Origin of the sequence: Streptomyces zagrosensis (assembly GCF_014203645.1) — a bacterium.
In the GTDB taxonomy this organism is placed as follows: Bacteria; Actinomycetota; Actinomycetes; order Streptomycetales; family Streptomycetaceae; genus Streptomyces; species Streptomyces zagrosensis.
The window spans coordinates 123,721-140,759 of sequence record NZ_JACHJL010000014.1 but is presented as its reverse complement, the minus strand read 5'-3'; the positions used below and the strand labels follow the sequence as shown (position 1 = coordinate 140,759).

The following is a 17,039-nucleotide window of genomic DNA, read 5'->3' as shown; positions in this document are numbered from 1 at the left end:
CGTTCATCCCTCCACCTCCGTGACGGGCTCCGGACCGACCGCAGCGAAACCGGGAGCCCCGGCGGTACCGGGGGAATCAGCGGTACCGGGGGAATCAGCGGAAGCAGCGATGCGGACCAACTCGCCGGTGGATACGCCTAGATCCCGCTGGGCGCCACCGCCAACCGAGTTGAGCGGCAGCCACACCACCCGGTCGGGCATCGAGGTGACCAGCAGTGGCAGCGTTACGGTGCCGGCCGGCCCGCTGATCAGCAGCAACTGCCCGTCGCCCACTCCCACCTCGGCGGCAGTGGCGGCCGACAGGCGGGCCGCAGCTGGGTGCCGGGTGCCGGTCAGCGCCTCGTCGCCCTCCTGCATCCGGCCCTGGTCGAGCAGCAACCGGTGGCCTGCGAGCACCGCCTGCCCCGCTTCGGGGCGCGGCGGTTGCACGCCGCCTTGCAGGGCCGGAGCGGGCAGCCCGTTGATCGGCGCCGCCTCCCAGCCGCCGAGCCGGTCGAGCTCTCGACGTGCGGCGCGGACATCGGGCAGGGCAATCGGCGCGTCCAGCGCGTCGGCCAGCAGGTGCAGCACCCGCCCGTCCGGCTGGACGTGGCGGCGGGACATCTGATCGGGCTTGACCGCGGCGTCGAACAGCCGAGCCCGGCCCTCCCAGTTGAGGAAGGTGCCGGACTTCTCGACCACGGCCGAGACCGGCAGCACCACATCGGCCCGGTCGGTGACCTCGGACGGCCGCTGCTCGAGGCTGACGAGGAAGCCGACCGCGTCCAGCGCCTGGAGGGCGCGCGCCGGGTCAGGCAGGTCGCCCACCTCGACGCCGCCGACGACCAGTGCGCCGAGTTCGCCGTCCACCGCGGCCTCGATGATCTGGCCCGTGTCGCGCCCATAGCCGTGCGGAATGCTGCGTACCCGCCACAGCTCGGCGACCTCATCGCGGGCGCTCGGGCTGGTGGCGGGGCGCCCGCCGGGCAGCAAGCCGGGCAGCGCGCCCGCCTCGATGGCGCCGCGCTCACCGGCCCGGCGCGGAATCCAGGTCAGGCTGGCGCCGGTGGCCGAGGCGAGGCGTACGGCGGCGGTCAGCGCGCCGGGGACGGTCGCAAGCCGCTCCCCGACGATGATCGCCGCACCCTCGGCGCGCAGCGCGTCGGCCGCGCGCTGGCCGAGCTCGTCAAGGCCGACCCCGCCCGCCAGCGCGTCGAGCCACTCGGTCTCGGTGCCAGGCGCCGCGGGCAGCAGCGTGCCGCCGGCCTTGGTGAGGCCGCGGGTGGCGTGCGAGGCGAGCGCGAAGGTGCGCTGTCCGTGCTTGCGGTGTGCCTTGCGCAGCCGTAGGAAGACGCCGGGCGCCTCCTCCTCTGCCTCGAACCCGGCGAGGAGCACGGCGGGCGCCGCCTCCAGGCTGGTGTTCGTCAGGCCCCGGCCGTCGAGGTCACGCCCGCGACCTGCGACGTAGGAGGTGAGGAAGTCGGCCTCTTCGCTGCTGTGTGCCCGGGCGCGGAAGTCGATGTCGTTGGTGTCGAGGGCCACGCGCGCGAACTTGGCGTACGCGTACGCGTCCTCGACGGTCAGCCGGCCGCCGGTGAGTACCCCGGTGCGGCCCCTGGCCCCCACGAGGCCGTTGGCCGCGGCGGCCAGCGCCTCCGGCCAGCTCGCCGGTACGAGCTCACCGCTGTCGGCGTTGCGCACCAGCGGGGTGGTCAGCCGGTCGGGGCGCTGCGCGTACCGGAAGGCGAACCTCCCCTTGTCGCAGATCCACTCCTCGTTGACCTCGGGGTCGTTGGCGGCCAGCCGCCGCATGACCTTCCCGCGCCGGTGGTCGGTGCGCGTCGCGCAACCGCCCGCACAGTGCTCGCACACGCTCGGCGATGAAACCAGGTCGAAGGGGCGGGAGCGGAACCGATACGCCGCCGAGGTCAGCGCGCCCACCGGGCAGATCTGGATGGTGTTGCCGGAGAAGTACGACTCGAAGGGGTCGCCCTCGCCGGTGCCCACCTGCTGGAGGGCGCCCCGCTCCAAAAGCTCGATCATCGGGTCGCCGGCGATCTCGTTGGAGAACCGGGTGCAGCGTGCGCACAGCACGCAGCGCTCCCGGTCCAAGAGCACCTGTGTGGAGATCGGAACCGGCTTTTCGAAGGTGCGTTTCTGCCCCTCGAACCGGCTCTCGGCGGCACCGGTGGACATGGCCTGGTTCTGGAGCGGGCACTCGCCGCCCTTGTCGCAGACGGGGCAGTCCAGCGGGTGGTTGATCAGCAGCAGCTCCATCACGCCGCGCTGCGCCTTTTCGGCGACCGGCGAGGTGAGCTGCGACTTGACGACCATGCCGTCGGTGCAGGTGATGGTGCAGGAGGCCATCGGCTTGCGCTGGCCCTCCACCTCCACGATGCACTGCCGACAGGCGCCCGCGGGGTCGAGTAGCGGGTGGTCACAAAAGCGCGGAATCTCGATGCCGAGCAGTTCGGCGGCCCGAATGACCAAGGTGCCCTTGGGCACGCTGATCTGGATGCCGTCGATGGTGAGGGAGACCAGGTCCTCCGGCGGCACCGCCGCATCGCCGCCGGAGGAAGGGCCCGTGGCGGAACCACTGCTGGCTCCCGTGGTCGTGACGGTCACGCGTTCACCTCCAGTTGGGCGTTGGTGTGGTCGTCGGCCCAGACCGTGGACTTGGCCGGGTCGAAGGGGCAGCCTCGGCCGCCCAGGTGCTGCTCGTACTCCTCGCGGAAGAACTTCAGCGAGGAGAAGATGGGGCTTGCGGCGCCGTCACCGAGGGCGCAGAAGGACTTGCCGTTGATGTTGTCGGCGATGTCGTTGAGCTTGTCGAGGTCCTCCGCGCGGCCCTTGCCTGCCTCGATGTCGCGAAGCAACTGGACCAGCCAGTACGTGCCTTCGCGGCAGGGGGTGCACTTGCCGCAGGACTCGTGGGCGTAGAACTCGGTCCATCGGGTGACGGCCCGCACCACACAGGTGGTCTCGTCGAAGCACTGGAGCGCCTTGGTGCCGAGCATCGATCCGGCCGCGCCGACGCCCTCGTAGTCCAGGGGGACATCGAGGTGTTCCTCGGTGAGCAAGGGGGTCGATGAACCGCCGGGCGTCCAGAACTTGAGCCGGTGGCCCGGACGGATGCCGCCGCTCATGTCCAGGAGTTGGCGCAGCGTGATGCCCAGCGGCGCCTCGTACTGACCGGGGCTGACGACGTGACCCGAGAGCGAATACAGCGTGAAGCCGGGCGACTTCTCGCTGCCCATCGACCTGAACCAGTCCTTGCCCTTGTTCAAGATGGCGGGAACAGAGGCGATGGACTCGACGTTATTCACCACAGTGGGGCACGCGTACAGACCCGCGACGGCCGGGAAGGGCGGTCGCAGCCGGGGTTGGCCGCGGCGTCCTTCCAGCGAGTCAAGGAGCGCGGTTTCTTCACCACAGATGTACGCGCCTGCGCCGGCGTGCACGGTGATTTCGAGGTCGAGTCCGCTGCCGAGGATGTTCCGGCCGAGGTAGCCCGCTTCGTATGCCTCGCGTACGGCTTCGTGCAGCCGCCGCAGCACGGGGACTGCCTCGCCGCGGAGGTAGATGAAGGCGTGCTGGGAGCGAATGGCATGACAGGCGATGATCATGCCTTCGATGAGCGAGTGCGGATTGGCGAAGAGGAGGGGGATGTCCTTGCAGGTGCCGGGCTCTGACTCGTCGGCGTTGACGACGAGGTAGTGCGGCTTGCCGTCGCCCTGCGGAATGAACTGCCACTTCATCCCGGTCGGGAATCCCGCGCCACCTCGGCCGCGTAGGCCGCTTGCCTTGACGTAGGCGATCACGTCGTCCGGTGGCATGGCCAGCGCCTTGCGCAGGCCCTCGTACCCCTCGTAACGCCGGTAGGTCTCCAGCGTCCATGACTCGGGCTGGTCCCAGAATTCGGAGAGTACGGGTGTGAGTAGCTTCTCCGGACTGGCGCCTCCCCCCGCGTCCGGCCGGGTGGTGCCGCCAGCTTCCTCAGCGGACACGGTCATCACTCCCCCTCCTCGGTGACGGGCCCACTCGGGTGGCTCGGATCGGAGGCGGCCGTGGGCCGCGGGGCGTCGTGCGAGCTGGGGTGCGTCTCGGGCGCCTGCTCGCCTGGCCTGGGCGGCACCGCGTCCGCGGGCTCGCTCTCGCCGCGCGGCGAGACGATCCTGCCCGGGGCCAATTCGCCCTTGGCGAGCTTGAGGCCGACCAGCGAGGCCGGTCCCGCACCGCCGCTCGCCGCGACGGCGCCGGGCCGCTGGTCGGGGAAGCCTGCCAGTATCCGGGCCGTCTCCTTGTACGTGCACAGCGGCGCGCCCCGCGTAGGCTCTACGGTCCGCCCGGCGCGCAGGTCATCCACGAGCGCCTTGGCCGACTCGACGGTCTGCCCGTCGAAGAATTCCCAGTTGACCATCACGACGGGCGCAAAGTCGCAGGCCGCGTTGCACTCGATGTGTTCAAGGCTGACCTTGCCGTCGTCGGTGGTCTCGTTGTTGCCGACGCCCAGGTGTTCTTGGAGCGCCTCAAAGATCGCGTCGCCGCCCATGACCGCGCACAGCGTGTTGGTGCACACGCCCACTTGGTAGTCACCGCTGGGCTTGCGCCGGTACATGGAGTAGAAGGTGGACACCGCGGTCACCTCGGCGGTGGTCAACTCCAGTATTTCGGCACAGAACCGGACGCCGGTGCGGGTCACATGCCCCTCCTCCGACTGCACCAGGTGCAGCAGCGGCAGCAGCGCCGAGCGGCTGTCGGGATAGCGGGCGATCACCTCCTTGGCGTCGGACTCCAGCCGGGCTCGCACCTCGGCCGGATAGTCGGGGGCCGGAAGCTGGGGCATGCCCAGCCGTACGTCATGCGCACCACTCACCGGTCAACGCCTCCCATCACGGGGTCGAGGGATGCCACTGCGACGATGACGTCAGCGACCTGGCCGCCCTCGCACATCGCCGCCATGGCCTGGAGGTTGGTGAAGGAGGGGTCCCTGAAGTGGACCCGGTAGGGGCGGGTGCCGCCGTCGCTGACGGCGTGCACACCCAGTTCGCCCTTGGGTGACTCGACGGCCACGTACGCCTGTCCCGGCGGAACGCGGAAGCCCTCGGTGACCAGCTTGAAGTGGTGGATCAGGGCCTCCATCGAGGTGCCCATGATCTTCTTGATGTGGTCGAGCGAGTTGCCGAGGCCGTCCGGGCCGAGCGCGAGCTGCGCGGGCCAGGCGATCTTCTTGTCGGCGACCATCACCGGTCCGGGCGCCAGGCGGTCCAGGCACTGCTCGACGATCCGCAGCGACTGGTGCATCTCCTCCACGCGCAGGAGGAACCGGCCGTAGGCGTCGCAGGTGTCCACGGTGGGGACGTCGAACTCGTAGTTCTCGTACCCGCAGTACGGCTGCGCCTTGCGCAGGTCGTGTGGCAGTCCGGTCGAGCGCAGCGGGGGCCCTGTGACGCCAAGCGCCATGCATCCGGCCAGGTCAAGGTGGCCGATGCCCTGCAACCGGGCCTTGTAGATGGGGTTGCCGGTGGCGAGCTTGTCGTACTCCGGGAGGTTCTTGCGCAGCTTCTTCAGCAGGTCGCGCAGTTGCTCCACGGCGCCGGGCGGCAGGTCCTGGGCGAGGCCGCCGGGGCGGATGAACGCGTGGTTCATGCGCAGCCCGGTGATCAACTCGTACGCGTCGAGGATCATCTCGCGGTCCCGGAAGCCGTAGACCATGACCGTGGTGGCGCCCAGTTCCATGCCACCGGTGGCGATGCACACCAGGTGCGAGGAGAGCCGGTTGAGCTCCATCAGGAGCACCCGGATCACCGATGCGCGGTCGGGGATCTGGTCCTCGATGCCGAGCAGTTTCTCCACCGCGAGGCAGTACGCGGCCTCGTTGTAGAACGAGGTCAGGTAGTCCATGCGCGTCACGAACGTGGTGCCCTGCGTCCACGTGCGGTATTCGAGGTTCTTCTCGATGCCGGTGTGCAGATAGCCGATGCCGCAGCGGGCCTCGGTGACCGTCTCGCCGTCGATCTCCAGGATCAGCCGCAGCACGCCGTGGGTAGAGGGGTGCTGCGGGCCCATGTTGACGATGATCCGCTCATCGTCGGTACGAGCCGCTGCGGCGACGACCTCGTCCCAGTCACCGCCGGTGACCGTATAGACGGTGCCCTCGGTGGTCTCTCGGGGCGGCGAGGGCGGCGGCTCGGCGGAACCGTTGGGGGCGCCCGTCGTCGGGTGGGCGTGCGAGGTGCTCATTAGCTGTACGACCTCCGCTGGTCGGGAGCCGGGATCTGGGCACCCTTGTACTCGACGGGGATGCCACCGAGCGGGTAGTCCTTACGCTGCGGGAAGCCCTGCCAGTCGTCAGGCATCATGATCCGCGTGAGTGCGGGATGGCCGTCGAAGATGAGGCCGAAGAAGTCGTAGACCTCGCGCTCGTGCCAGTCGTTGGTCGGGTAGATATCCACGATCGATGGCACGTGGGGGTCATTGTCGGGCGCGCTCACCTCAAGCCGGATCAGCCGGTTGTGGGTGATCGAGCGCAGGTGGTAGACGGCGTGCAGCTCACGGCCCTTGTCGCCAAGGAAGTGAACCGCGCTCACGCCCGTACACAACTCAAACCGCAGCGCCGGGTCGTCGCGCAGGGTGCGGGCGACGCGCGGCAGGTGCTCGCGGGCGATGTGGAACGTCAGCTCGGCGCGGTCCACGACCGTCTTCTCGATGGCGTTCTCCGGCAGCAGCCCCTGCTCTTCGAGGGCGCCCTCAAGCTCGTCGGCGATCTCGTCGTACGCGCCGTAGCCAGCTTCGCCGTCAGGCCCGCCGTACGGGCGGTTGGTGGCGCCCGGCAGTCGCACGGTACGCACCAGGCCGCCGTACCCGGTGGTGTCGCCGCCGTTTTGGGCTCCGAACATCCCGCGCCGGGTGCCGATGACCTCGCCGGCGTCGCCGCGCTGACCGGGGAGGTTGTTGGCGTTCACGTCCTGGTCGGGGTTGACGCCGGACGGCTGGTTCGCGTCGCTCACCGCAGCAGCCCCTTCATCTCGATCAGCGGGAGCGCGTTCAGCGCCGCGTCCTCCGCCTCGCGGGCGGCTTCCTCGCGGTTCACGCCGAGCTTGCCGCCTTGGATCTTCTCGTGCAGCTTGAGGATGGCGTCGAGCAGCATCTCGGGCCGGGGCGGGCAGCCGGGCAGATAGATATCGACCGGCACGATGTGGTCAACGCCCTGCACGATGGCGTAGTTGTTGAACATCCCCCCGGACGAGGCGCACACGCCCATGGAGATGACCCACTTGGGGTTCGGCATCTGGTCATAGACCTGCCGCAGCACCGGCGCCATCTTCTGGCTGACCCGTCCGGCGACGATCATCAGGTCGGCCTGCCGGGGCGAGCCGCGGAAGACCTCCATGCCGAAGCGGGCGAGGTCATAGCGGCCGGCGCCGGTGGTCATCATCTCGATGGCGCAGCAGGCGAGCCCGAAGGTGGCCGGGAACATCGAGGACTTACGCACCCAGCCCGCGGCATTCTCAACGGTGGTGAGCAGGAACCCGCTCGGCAACTTCTCTTCGATACCCATGACGATGTGCTCCTCCCGCTTCCGTTAGTCCCATTCCAGGCCGCCGCGGCGCCAGACATAGGCGTAGGCGACGAAGACGGTGAGCACGAAGAGGAGCATCTCCACGAGCCCGAACAAACCGAGCGCGTCGAAGGTGACGGCCCAGGGATAAAGGAAGACGATCTCGATGTCGAAGACGATGAAGAGCATCGCCGTCAGGTAGTACTTGATCGGGAACCGCCCGCCACCGGCCGGCTGCGGGGTCGGCTCAATGCCGCACTCGTAGGCTTCGAGCTTCGCCCGGTTGTAGCGCTTGGGGCCGATGAACGTGGCCGCCACCACGGAGAAGATCGCAAAGCCTGCCCCGAGGGCTCCTAGTACGAGGATGGGCGCATAAGCGTTCACCGCTCTTCGCTCCTCTCAGTCGCGATGACTGCTGGGCTCCCCCGGCGGGGGAGGGCTACGGCGGGCCTGCGCACTGCCCACTAAAGATCGCGAACATGTGAGGCAGTTCACAAGCCCGATTCGCCTGCATCCTATGCCCGGCACCTTGTGATCTGCGACACGGGGTACAGCACCGAGTTTGTGATCTCCACCACCTGACGAACGATCATGAAGACGGATGATCGGTGATCTTCTTACGGGAAGCGTCCGAGTGATCACCAAAGGTGACAACTCTAGGTGTTACCGCTGGTCGAGGGCGTGCCCGCCTACCAAGAGATGGCCCATGCACGCAAATTAGCCCTGGACGGTTTCTTCTGCTATGCGTTCGAACCTCCACGGACGCCGATGGAGCCGCGCAATCCGCAAGCGGCGATCGTCGGTTCGCGCATCCATTCACGAGGAGTCGGACTGTGACGTGCGCCACATACTCACTCGTCCGAGATCTCGATTTCGCGGCAACCCTTGGCTCAGGCCCCTCCCTAGTGATAGGTGCCCCCAGTACGCCTTTTCGCCCCCAAAAGCCATGCGTAGCCCCATGATCGAGAAAAACGGACAGGGCGCCACTGGGTCCTTTCAAGATCAACTTGCCTGAAAAGTAAGCGTGTTCACGCCAAGTGTGGCGAGCGACACGTTTGTTGTGGGCAACCAGTGCATCCTGATAGCCGTTGTACTTATGTCCCAGACCGCTCACATACCCAGCCACCGGAAGCCCCGCAGCGCCGCATCCACGCGAGCGCTTCGCGCAGGGGTGACTGGTGGCATCCTCACCCTCGCGGTGGCCGGCAGCGCCATCCCGGCCACGGCCGGCGGCCAGCCGCCATCGACGGAGACGACGCAGGAACTGCCGACGTTCTCCCTCGACTTGGCGACCACCGCGGCCCAGTCCGCGGACGCCACGCAGCAGGCAGCCCTCGGCTACCAGCTCCAAGACCAGCAGGAGCAGGCCGCCGGCAAGGCAAAGGTCGAGGCGAAGAAGGCCAAGACCGAAGCCGAACGCAAGGCTAAGGAGACCAAGGAGCGCGCCGAGCGCGCCGCCGCCAAGCAGGCCGCCGCCGCAGAGAAGGCCCGCGAGCAGCAGCGCGTATCCCGCACCTCCGAGCGCACCACGCTCAGCACCACCAGCACGAACAACAACAGCAGCTCCAACTCCGCGCCGACCGGCACCACCACGGCGCCCCAGACCGAGACGCCCCCCGTCTCCTCCGGCAGCGGCAACACCGCCCAGCTGATCAGCTTCCTCAAGGCCCAGGTCGGCAAGGCGTACATCCCCGGCGCCATGGGCCCGTCCTCGTACGACTGCTCCGGCCTGACGAGCGTCGCCTTCCGCCAGGTTGGCGTCACCCTGCCGCGCGTCTCGCAGGACCAGTCCGCCTTCGGCACCCAGGTCTCCCTGAGCAACTTGCAGCCCGGCGACATCCTGTACTGGGGCAGTTCGGGCAGCGCCTACCACGTCGCGGTCTACATCGGCGGCGGCCAGTTCATCGGCGCGCAGAACTCCGGCACGGGTGTCGTGCAGCGGGACATGAGCTACGACATGCCGACTGGCGCGGTTCGGGTTCTCTGAGGTTTGAGCTGCGCTCTGCGCACACTTTGAGCTGCGCTCTGCGCACGCCTTGAGCGGCGCTCTGACGCACGCAGGGCCGTCGCTCCCCTCCGGGGTGAGCGACGGCCCTTTCGCGTTACCGGAGACGCCTCCAGGGGCTCTGGCAGTCATGTGGCGTATCTCAGGCACGCCACATGACTCCCGCCAGTTGAACTAAACGCCATAGGGACGGATTCCGTTGTCACAGGAAGATGAGGGCCGCGAGGCCGCTGGCATGGCTGCCGCGCCGACGCGTACTCCCCCATCCGAGACACGCCTGCTGCCGCCGCCGTGGACTGCCGCGCTGATCGCTGCGCGCTGGTACGTGCGATACGGCCCGGGCATGCGGCCGAAGCGCGCGTTGCTGCGGGAGTGGCTGGAGGTCGGTCTACAGCAGAATCCACGGCGTTCGCGGATAGTGCGGACACGGCACGGCGTCCACATGAGGGTAAGCACGACGAAAGACTTCATCACGAGGTCGATCTACAGCACCGGGAGCTGGGAACCGTGCGTCAGTGCGTTCATTGCCTCGCGCCTACGACCCGGGGACGGCTTCATCGACGTCGGCTCGAACGTCGGCTACTACGCGCTGCTCGCCTCTCGGTTTGTCGGACGGCAGGGGGCCGTGGTGGCCATCGAACCCATGCCCGACATCCATAAAGAACTGCTCGCCAACCTTGCTCTCAACCACGTAGAGAACATCCGAGTGGTGCGAGCGGCGGTGACAAGTGAACCCGGCGAAGTCACGCTGTACGTACCCCACACCGGCAATCTGGGGGCCACGACTATGGTCCAGCCGAACCGGCATGAAGCCAAGTTCGTGGTGCCGGGCCTGCCCTTGGCGCAGGTCGTCACAGCCACCGAACTGCGGCGTGCCCGGATCATCAAAATCGACGTCGAAGGGGCTGAAGGCGTGGTGCTCGCAAGCCTTGCGCCCATGCTCGACCAACTCCGCCCCGAGTGCGAGATCGTGGTGGAGATCAGCCCTGAACGTTTGGCCGCAACGGGGAACTCGGCGGACCGACTACTGGCCCCGTTCACTGAGTACGGGCTGCACCCTTATAAGCTCGTGAACCCCTATGTCCCTGAATTCTTCCCCGAGTTGATACGGAGGCCGGCTAAGCCCACCCGTATCACCGATGCAATTGAGACTCAGACTGACATCGTTCTCTCCCGTATCGATGCGGATACGCTGGCCTGACTGGCCGGGTGGGTAGCTGCTACGTCAGGATGGTGGTTGCGGTGCGAGGTCGTTCGGGTAGCGTCTGGCGGCTGCGATTCTGTTACGTGAAGCAAGACGGCTCCACGCATGCCGCACGAGGCGATTCACCGTGCGGACCGGCGCACGTGTGCGGCGAACCTCTGCGAGGTGCATTTTCCGTAACCTCCTTAGTGTCCCTGGAGCAGCCGGACCATCCTGCTTAGTCCGTACCACGCAGAGGCCCGAACGCAGACGGCGTCTTGTGGTCACCTCGGTCCTCGTGCCAGCGGCAAGGCGCGGAGCGGACGTAGCCAAGACCCTGATTCAACAGGTACAGAGTTCCATGCGTGGCACGGCCCACGGCAGACTCACCCAGCAAGGCTATGCCTTCTTCTTCGGTAATCTTGTGAATAGTCAAACTGTCGTAATCCGGTTGCAGGTGCATCAGAGAAACTGCGGGAAACCGGACATCGATACGAGTGTCGTATTGAGGATCTACGCTCCGCAAGAGCAGCGTCGCGTGACTGACCGAATACTGCCACACCTGAAACGGACGTTCCCAGCTCGCTACTTCCTGCACTTCGGCACCTTTCTGGTAGCCACACTCCACCGCGTTTCGCGAACCTCCTATTCGGGCGGCTGCGCGAACTCGCCACGGCGTACATTAGTGAAGCGCGCACCGTCCCACATCGCTCCTTCGATCTTCGCGTCGACGAGGTTAGCCTCTTCGATATCTGCTTCGGTCAAGTCCGGGTTTCTCAGATTAGCGCCAGCGAGGTTCACCTTCCACATTGAAGCACCGCGCAGATCAGCGTCCACGAAACTTGCACGCCCCATCAGAGCTCCATTCATGCAAGCGTTGCGCAGGCAGGCCCTATCAAAAACCGCCCACTCAGCAGAGGCTCGCTCAAAGAGGGCATTGACCAATGAAGCATCGGCAAGCATAGCCTCGCTCAGTTCGCAGTCTGACGGGTTGCCGTCTACTTGTTTTGCCGCATGCGCCATATCAGCTCGTGGTGGACGCTCTTATCCAGCACGTTGCAACCCCGTCAACGCCGGGTCATGCTGATGACAACGATCCAGAATTCCGAACCCTCGGTCGTTACGCCGCAGACCTCTCGGCCGTCAGAGGCACGTGCCAAAAACTCAATGTCCCCCTGCTCATCCGCCATCAGCGAAAGATCCGTTTGGGGAGTAAGGCACACTCGAAACCATCCGAGTTTCATGCTGCCTGCCGCGAGGAACGATCCATCGGTGGCGAAGATGCCACACTCCCGCGACCGGGCCAGCCACAACTTGTTCACTTCGTCATACGCACGCTCGGCCCTCCGAAGTACCCTCGCAATAGGCACTGTTTCGATGTTCACCATGGCCGAAAAGGCTTCGTGAACCGACGGGGGCGTGGCCCCAATGGCAGGCCCCAGCACCTCAAGGCCGCCAGAACGTAACCGCATTCCCACGCTCGACATAATTTATCCCTTTGCAGTCTCGTAGAAGAAGTGGTGATCGCCGCCCGGTTTAGGGATCGCCCTATAACGCTCCATAGTCGCGTACCCTTCCCGGGAACTGTCCCAACCGAAGTTCACTAGATTCCGTTGACGTTCCTCTGCGGTGAGACCTTTGGGTCCTCCAGCGTGGAAATGTAGACCAGCAGGATCGTCCGTATGCTCCACTATGACCCGAGAGCCATGCTCAGTCTCGTACTGGCGGAAGTTACCCCAGTGTGTTGGCTCAGGTGAGTAAACATGCCCCGGCATGTGCTTAAGATGTTTGTCACCCATCACAGTCCACTCGGCATCGGGCTTTGTTCCATACGGCACTCCGGCAGAATCAAAAGCTGCTCGCTCTGCGGCATTCCGACCTTTGAACGGGTTTCCAATTTCTCCCTTCGGACATCCGTCTGGCCCCAACCCCAACGGATCGCACCAAGTAACCGGATTGTCCACATAAGCAACCGGATTAGGCGCCGCCTCCAACCCCAAGGGGTCCGGTGACAGATACCGGCCCGCCCCCGGGTCGTAGTAGCGGTAGATGTTGTAGTGGAGGGCCGTTTCCGGGTCGAAGTATTGGCCGGGGAAGCGGAGGGGGGTGTAGGCGGGGCTGGTGCGGGGCCAGGTGGTGGTGCCCCAGAGGGTGGTGCGGGATTGCCAGGCGGTTTCGCCTGACTCGGCTATCAGTTCCGTGGGGGCGCCGACCAGGTCGGTGACGATGGCGAAGAAGCGGGCGTCTATTTCGTGTTGAGTTGTGGCGTCGGTGATGCGCTCGGTTTGGGATATCGGGGTCAGGCCGTCGTGGTCCCAGGTGAGGGTCACGGGGTTCGGTAGGTCCGGGGCGGTGGTGGTCTGTTCGATGAGGGTGCCGCCGTCGTAGGTGAAGTTCACCCGTTCCACGGCCGTCTCGCCATCCGGAGCCAGGCGTTCCTTGGCGATGCGGCGGCCCAAGGGGTCGTAGGTGTAGCGCCAGCGGGTGCCGTCCGGGGTGGTGACTGCGGTGAGGCGGTCCTCGGCGTCCCACTCGTAACGCCAGGTGTCCGGTTTGCGGGAGAGGCGGGTGTGTTGGCGCAGGATGAGGCGGCCGGCCGCGTCGTGTTCGTAGCGGATGCGGCCCGCGCGGGTGATGCGCGTACCGGTGTACGCGCGGTCGCCGCGCGCCTCGGGGGTCGCGTGGTCGTCGGGCCACTGGGCGCGGGTCTGGTTGCCGGCCGCGTCGTACGCGTAGGTCTCCGACCAGTCGGCCGCCCGTACAGCCGTCACCCGGCCCGTCGCGGTGAGGTCGAAGTGCTGGGTGCCCGTGGTCGAGTCGGTGACGGAGGTGAGGTGGCCGTCTGGGCGATAGGTGTAGCGGCGGTGGCGCGTCGTTCCCCCGGTCGGGCCGGGCCCCGCCTCTGCGGTTGCGGTGCCAGGTATCCCGCCCGGCGTCGGCGTCAGGAGCTGGTCCGTAAGGCGGCCTGCTGGGTCCCAGAGGTGGGAGAGGGTGAGTGCGCCGGTGTGGCGGGCTAGTTCGCGACCTGCCGGGTCGTACGCGAAGTCCATTGCCCGGCCCGACGCCGTGAGCTGAGTGCGGTTGCCCGCCGCGTCGTACGCGAAGGTCGAGCGCGCGCCGCTCGGGGTGATGCGGCGGGTGCGGCGGCCGAGGGCGTCGTAGGTGTGCGACAGGACGTGGTCGCCGGCCATCTCCGTCTTGACGCGGCCCAGCCGGTCCCGTTGGTAGCGCACCTGCGCGTCGGGGCCGATGGCCGCGAGGAGACGGCCGGCCGCGTCGTGTTCGTACGTCGTGACTCGGCCCTCACCCGCGTCCTTGCGTACGACGCGGCCCAGGGCGTCGCGTTCCAAGCGGATCGTCTGGCCGAGCGGGTTGATGCGGGCGGTGAGGGCGCCGGTCGGGTCGTGCTCGTAGCGGGTGTTGCGGCCGTCGAAGTCGGTTTCCGAGGTCAGTCGGCCTGCCGGGTCGTAGACGTAAGACCAGGTCAGTCCCTGGGGGTTGGTGACCTGGGTGAGGCGGAGGTGGTCGTCGTGCTCGAAGGTGTGGCGTACGCCGTCCGGGCCGGTTGTGGCGGCCAGCAGGTCGAAGTGGGTGTATTCGTACGTCGTGTTGCCGCCGCCGGCGTCCGTGTGGCTGACGCGGTTGCCCTCGCCGTCGTACGTCCAGTTCTCCGCCGCCCCGTTGGGGTCCACGCGATGAGTGAGGTGCCCCTCGACGGTCCAGGTCAGGTGGGTCGGAGCACCCAGTGGGTCGGTGATGGTGACGGGCCTGCCGAAGCGGTCTCGGGTGTAGCGGGTGGTCGCGCCTAACGGGTCGGTGATCTCTATCGGGAGGCCCGCCGCGTCGCACCGCACCCGGGTGGTGGCGCCGAGCGCGTCGGTCACCGAGGTGAGGTGGCCGAGTTCGTCGTACGTGAAGTGGGTGGTGTGGCCGGCCGGGTCGGTGGCGGCCGTGCGGTTGCCGCGGGCGTCGTAGGCGTACGTCCAGGTGGTGCCGTCCGCGCCGGTGATCGCCACCGGTAAACCGAGCTCGTTGTGGTCGATGGTCACCGTACGGCCGTCGAGGCGGACCACGGCAGCGAGGTGACCCGCCGTGTCGTAGCGGAAGCGGGTCGTCCGGTCGAGGGCGTCCGTATGGCTGAGCGGACGGTCGTGGCGGTCCAGTTCGTGGCGGACGGTGTGGCCCAGCGGGTCAGTTTCGGCCACGACCTGTAGTGCGTCGTTGACCAGGTAGCGGGTGCGGTGGCCGGACCGTGTGGTGACGGTCGTGACGCGATGGCCGGTCGCCTCGTCACGGCCGTCGTAGTCGATACGGATGGCGATGTGCCCCGCCTCGCCACCTTCGGCGATGCAGCGGTGCTGGTTGTCGTAAACGTAGTCGTAGCGACGGTCGTTGGTGTCGGTCCAGGCGATGACCCGGTGCTCGTCGTCGTAGTCGAACCGCAGGGGCAAACCGGATGAGTTGGTGACCTCGGTGAGGTCGCCTTGGGTGTATCCGTAGCGCAGGAGTAACGCGTCGCCCCCGTCCTCCGCCCCTCCCACCAGATGCAGGGCGGTGATCCGGTCGTTCTCGGTGGTGATTCGCAGGTGGTAGCCCGCGCTGTGTGCGATGTCGGTCGGGACGCCATCGGTGTCGTACGCGAAGGTGAGGGTGTTTCCGTTGCGGTCGGTGATGCGGTCCAGCAGGGCCGTTCCATCGGCGTCGCCGGACGCCGGGCCCGTGTAGTGGCGCAGGTGGCCGCGTTCGGGGTCCATGACGGTGTAGTCGCCCTCGGGCGTGCGCTCCAACGGCCAGCGCGGGCCGGCCTGCGGCAGGGTCGGAACGCCGGGGGCCGGATGCGGGTATGCGAGGAGCAGGCCGTCTTCGCTGACCAGAACGACGCCCTCCGCATCGATCTCCAGCCGTTGGTCGGCCGTACTCGACCAGGACGGGCCGAACCACCTGCCCGCCGTGTACCCGGACTCGACTCGCCGCGTGAACACCAGCGGGAGCGCACCCGGCAGGCTCACATCGGTCTGCGGCAGAAACATTTTGCCCGTGGCCAGATCGACGGGGTCGGTGTTGCCGGTGGTGCGCTGGTTGTCGTCCTGCCGGTGGCCGCCCGGGCCGTCCCGGTCCATGTCGCGCCGGGCCGGTGACCTGTGCCTCCCGTGCCGGGCGGCGCCCGCGCCCCGTCTGGCACCGCTCGTGCCCGTCTTCGCAAGGCCCGCGCCCTTGGGGCCCGCCACTTCCGCGAAGAGCCTGCCGACGCCTTCGTATGGGTCCTTCTTGAAGCTTTGCATCGCGCGGTCGGCCGCACCCAAGGGGTCCTTGGCGGTCTCCAGGAGGCCTTTGGCGGTGTTGTTGAGGCCGGTGGCGAACTCGTCGGGGTGCGCTTGGTTGTACGGGTCCATGGGGTTCAGGCTGCGGCCGAAGGCAATGACGTTGGAGCCGCCCCTGATGACGCCGCTGACCGTGTGATTCACGGCCAGGTTCACCCCGTTCATGCCACTGCGGACCTGGTCCCCGTACCCGGGCTTTTCGGGCGCTGCGGCATGTGCCGTACGCACCGCCGTACGGGCCATCTCCGCCGCGCGGTCGCGCTGCTTGCGCGCCTCCGAAAGCTGCTCCTGGGCCGCCTCCCGGCCCGCGTGGCCCGGGTCGGTGAAGTCGCCGGGCGGCTGCGGCACCGTGTCCGAGCCGTCAGCGCCCACACCCGAGAGGCCGAACGCGAGGATGTCGGAGTTGTACGCCCGCACCTTCGCGTTGTACGCGACCACCGCGTCCTTGCTGTCCTGCTCCGCCTGCCGGTACGCGACCAGCGCTTCGCGCGCCTGCCCCTGCGCCCAGGCGACCGTGTCGCTGAAGCGGTCCATGGCCTCCGCGGCCATCTCGAACGCGTCGGCAGCGGTGAACCACTTCTTCGGCTCCGGAGTCATCTTCAGCCGGAAGGCTCCGGCTGCCTCGCCCTGCCAACCCGACGACTGAAGCCCCTTGAGACCGTTGCCAATGCGCTCGAACGCCGCCTGAAAGTCGCGTAGGTGGGAGACGGTGGTCGCCAGCTTGTCCGTACTGCCGTAGATCAGCTTCTTCGGGTTATTGGTCTCCCCGAGCCGCATTTCGGCGACGTCGGCGCCTAGGTCATCCGCCGCTTCCCTGGAGGTTCGGCGGGTGTAGTCGGCCATGTCGTCCATGCCGACCGCGTCCATCCCGTCAGCGGCCTTGTTGCCGACGTTTTCCACACCCTTGCCGACGACCTCGGTGCCCTCCTCGACAGCGTCCTCGATCTCGTCGGGTATGAAGTCGCCCAACCCCATGTGCCCCTCCCCCGT

The 17,039-nt window shown here is 67.4% G+C and carries 13 protein-coding genes; 2 read left to right on the top strand and 11 right to left on the bottom strand.

Translation table 11 applies throughout. From position 1 onward, the window contains the following. Positions 1-3: 3 nt before the first annotated feature. From FHS42_RS24650 to FHS42_RS24620, 7 genes are read right to left on the bottom strand one after another with little or no spacing between them, the layout of a single operon-like run. A complete protein-coding gene (locus tag FHS42_RS24650) occupies positions 4-2,604 on the bottom strand; it encodes an NADH-quinone oxidoreductase subunit G (RefSeq protein WP_184575563.1) in 2,601 nt (866 codons plus the stop codon). After that, positions 2,601-3,992: an NADH-quinone oxidoreductase subunit NuoF gene (nuoF, locus tag FHS42_RS24645; RefSeq protein WP_184575561.1), complete on the bottom strand. Its 1,392-nt coding sequence runs from the start codon at positions 3,990-3,992 to the stop codon at positions 2,601-2,603. The genes FHS42_RS24650 and nuoF overlap by 4 nt, the downstream gene beginning before the upstream one ends. Further along, positions 3,992-4,825 carry an NADH-quinone oxidoreductase subunit NuoE gene (gene nuoE / locus FHS42_RS24640; RefSeq protein ID WP_184575725.1) on the bottom strand — a complete coding sequence of 278 codons (834 nt, stop codon included), beginning with the start codon at positions 4,823-4,825 and terminating at the stop codon, positions 3,992-3,994. Before nuoE ends, nuoF begins: the two co-directional genes overlap by 1 nt. A 26-nt stretch (positions 4,826-4,851) precedes the next feature. Then, positions 4,852-6,222 carry an NADH-quinone oxidoreductase subunit D gene (locus tag FHS42_RS24635; protein WP_184575559.1) on the bottom strand — a complete coding sequence of 457 codons (1,371 nt, stop codon included), beginning with the start codon at positions 6,220-6,222 and terminating at the stop codon, positions 4,852-4,854. Continuing rightward, a complete protein-coding gene (locus tag FHS42_RS24630) occupies positions 6,222-6,989 on the bottom strand; it encodes an NADH-quinone oxidoreductase subunit C (protein WP_184575557.1) in 768 nt (255 codons plus the stop codon). The genes FHS42_RS24635 and FHS42_RS24630 overlap by 1 nt, the downstream gene beginning before the upstream one ends. Next, positions 6,986-7,540: a NuoB/complex I 20 kDa subunit family protein gene (locus FHS42_RS24625; protein ID WP_184575555.1), complete on the bottom strand. Its 555-nt coding sequence runs from the start codon at positions 7,538-7,540 to the stop codon at positions 6,986-6,988. The genes FHS42_RS24630 and FHS42_RS24625 overlap by 4 nt, the downstream gene beginning before the upstream one ends. A 24-nt stretch (positions 7,541-7,564) precedes the next feature. Further along, positions 7,565-7,924 (bottom strand): NADH-quinone oxidoreductase subunit A, encoded by a 360-nt coding sequence (locus FHS42_RS24620; RefSeq protein ID WP_184575553.1) that lies wholly within the window; start codon positions 7,922-7,924, stop codon positions 7,565-7,567. Positions 7,925-8,636: 712 nt separating this feature from the next. Here FHS42_RS24620 and FHS42_RS24615 point away from each other — a divergent pair. Then, entirely contained in the window at positions 8,637-9,527 is an 891-nt protein-coding gene (locus tag FHS42_RS24615; RefSeq protein ID WP_184575551.1) for a C40 family peptidase, read from the top strand. A 217-nt stretch (positions 9,528-9,744) separates the two neighbouring features. Continuing rightward, complete coding sequence (locus FHS42_RS24610) at positions 9,745-10,746, top strand: FkbM family methyltransferase (protein WP_184575549.1); 1,002 nt, start codon at positions 9,745-9,747, stop codon at positions 10,744-10,746. Between the two features lie 220 nt (positions 10,747-10,966). On the opposite strand, the gene FHS42_RS24605 is transcribed toward FHS42_RS24610, so the two are convergent. From FHS42_RS24605 to FHS42_RS24590, 4 genes are all read right to left on the bottom strand, one after another. Next, complete coding sequence (locus FHS42_RS24605) at positions 10,967-11,326, bottom strand: hypothetical protein (protein ID WP_184575547.1); 360 nt, start codon at positions 11,324-11,326, stop codon at positions 10,967-10,969. Between the two features lie 47 nt (positions 11,327-11,373). Then, on the bottom strand, positions 11,374-11,751 hold the full coding sequence (locus tag FHS42_RS24600) for a pentapeptide repeat-containing protein (protein ID WP_184575545.1): 378 nt from the start codon (positions 11,749-11,751) through the stop codon (positions 11,374-11,376). 44 nt (positions 11,752-11,795) lie between these two features. Continuing rightward, positions 11,796-12,116, bottom strand: coding sequence for a hypothetical protein (locus FHS42_RS24595; RefSeq protein ID WP_184575544.1), 321 nt, complete (start codon positions 12,114-12,116; stop codon positions 11,796-11,798). 102 nt (positions 12,117-12,218) lie between these two features. After that, positions 12,219-17,024 (bottom strand): putative T7SS-secreted protein, encoded by a 4,806-nt coding sequence (locus FHS42_RS24590; RefSeq protein WP_184575542.1) that lies wholly within the window; start codon positions 17,022-17,024, stop codon positions 12,219-12,221. Positions 17,025-17,039 lie beyond the last annotated feature (15 nt).

Bases quoted from the DNA above. Each gene is read 5' to 3' on its own strand.
- nuoF (WP_184575561.1), bottom strand. From the start codon at position 3,992: ATGACCGTGTCCGCTGAGGAAGCTGGCGGCACCACCCGGCCGGACGCG.
- nuoE (WP_184575725.1), bottom strand. From the start codon at position 4,825: ATGCCCCAGCTTCCGGCCCCCGACTATCCGGCCGAGGTGCGAGCCCGG.
- FHS42_RS24635 (WP_184575559.1), bottom strand. From the start codon at position 6,222: ATGAGCACCTCGCACGCCCACCCGACGACGGGCGCCCCCAACGGTTCC.
- FHS42_RS24625 (WP_184575555.1), bottom strand. From the start codon at position 7,540: ATGGGTATCGAAGAGAAGTTGCCGAGCGGGTTCCTGCTCACCACCGTT.
- FHS42_RS24615 (WP_184575551.1), top strand. From the start codon at position 8,637: ATGTCCCAGACCGCTCACATACCCAGCCACCGGAAGCCCCGCAGCGCC.
- FHS42_RS24600 (WP_184575545.1), bottom strand. From the start codon at position 11,751: ATGGCGCATGCGGCAAAACAAGTAGACGGCAACCCGTCAGACTGCGAA.
- FHS42_RS24595 (WP_184575544.1), bottom strand. From the start codon at position 12,116: ATGGTGAACATCGAAACAGTGCCTATTGCGAGGGTACTTCGGAGGGCC.
- FHS42_RS24590 (WP_184575542.1), bottom strand. From the start codon at position 17,024: ATGGGGTTGGGCGACTTCATACCCGACGAGATCGAGGACGCTGTCGAG.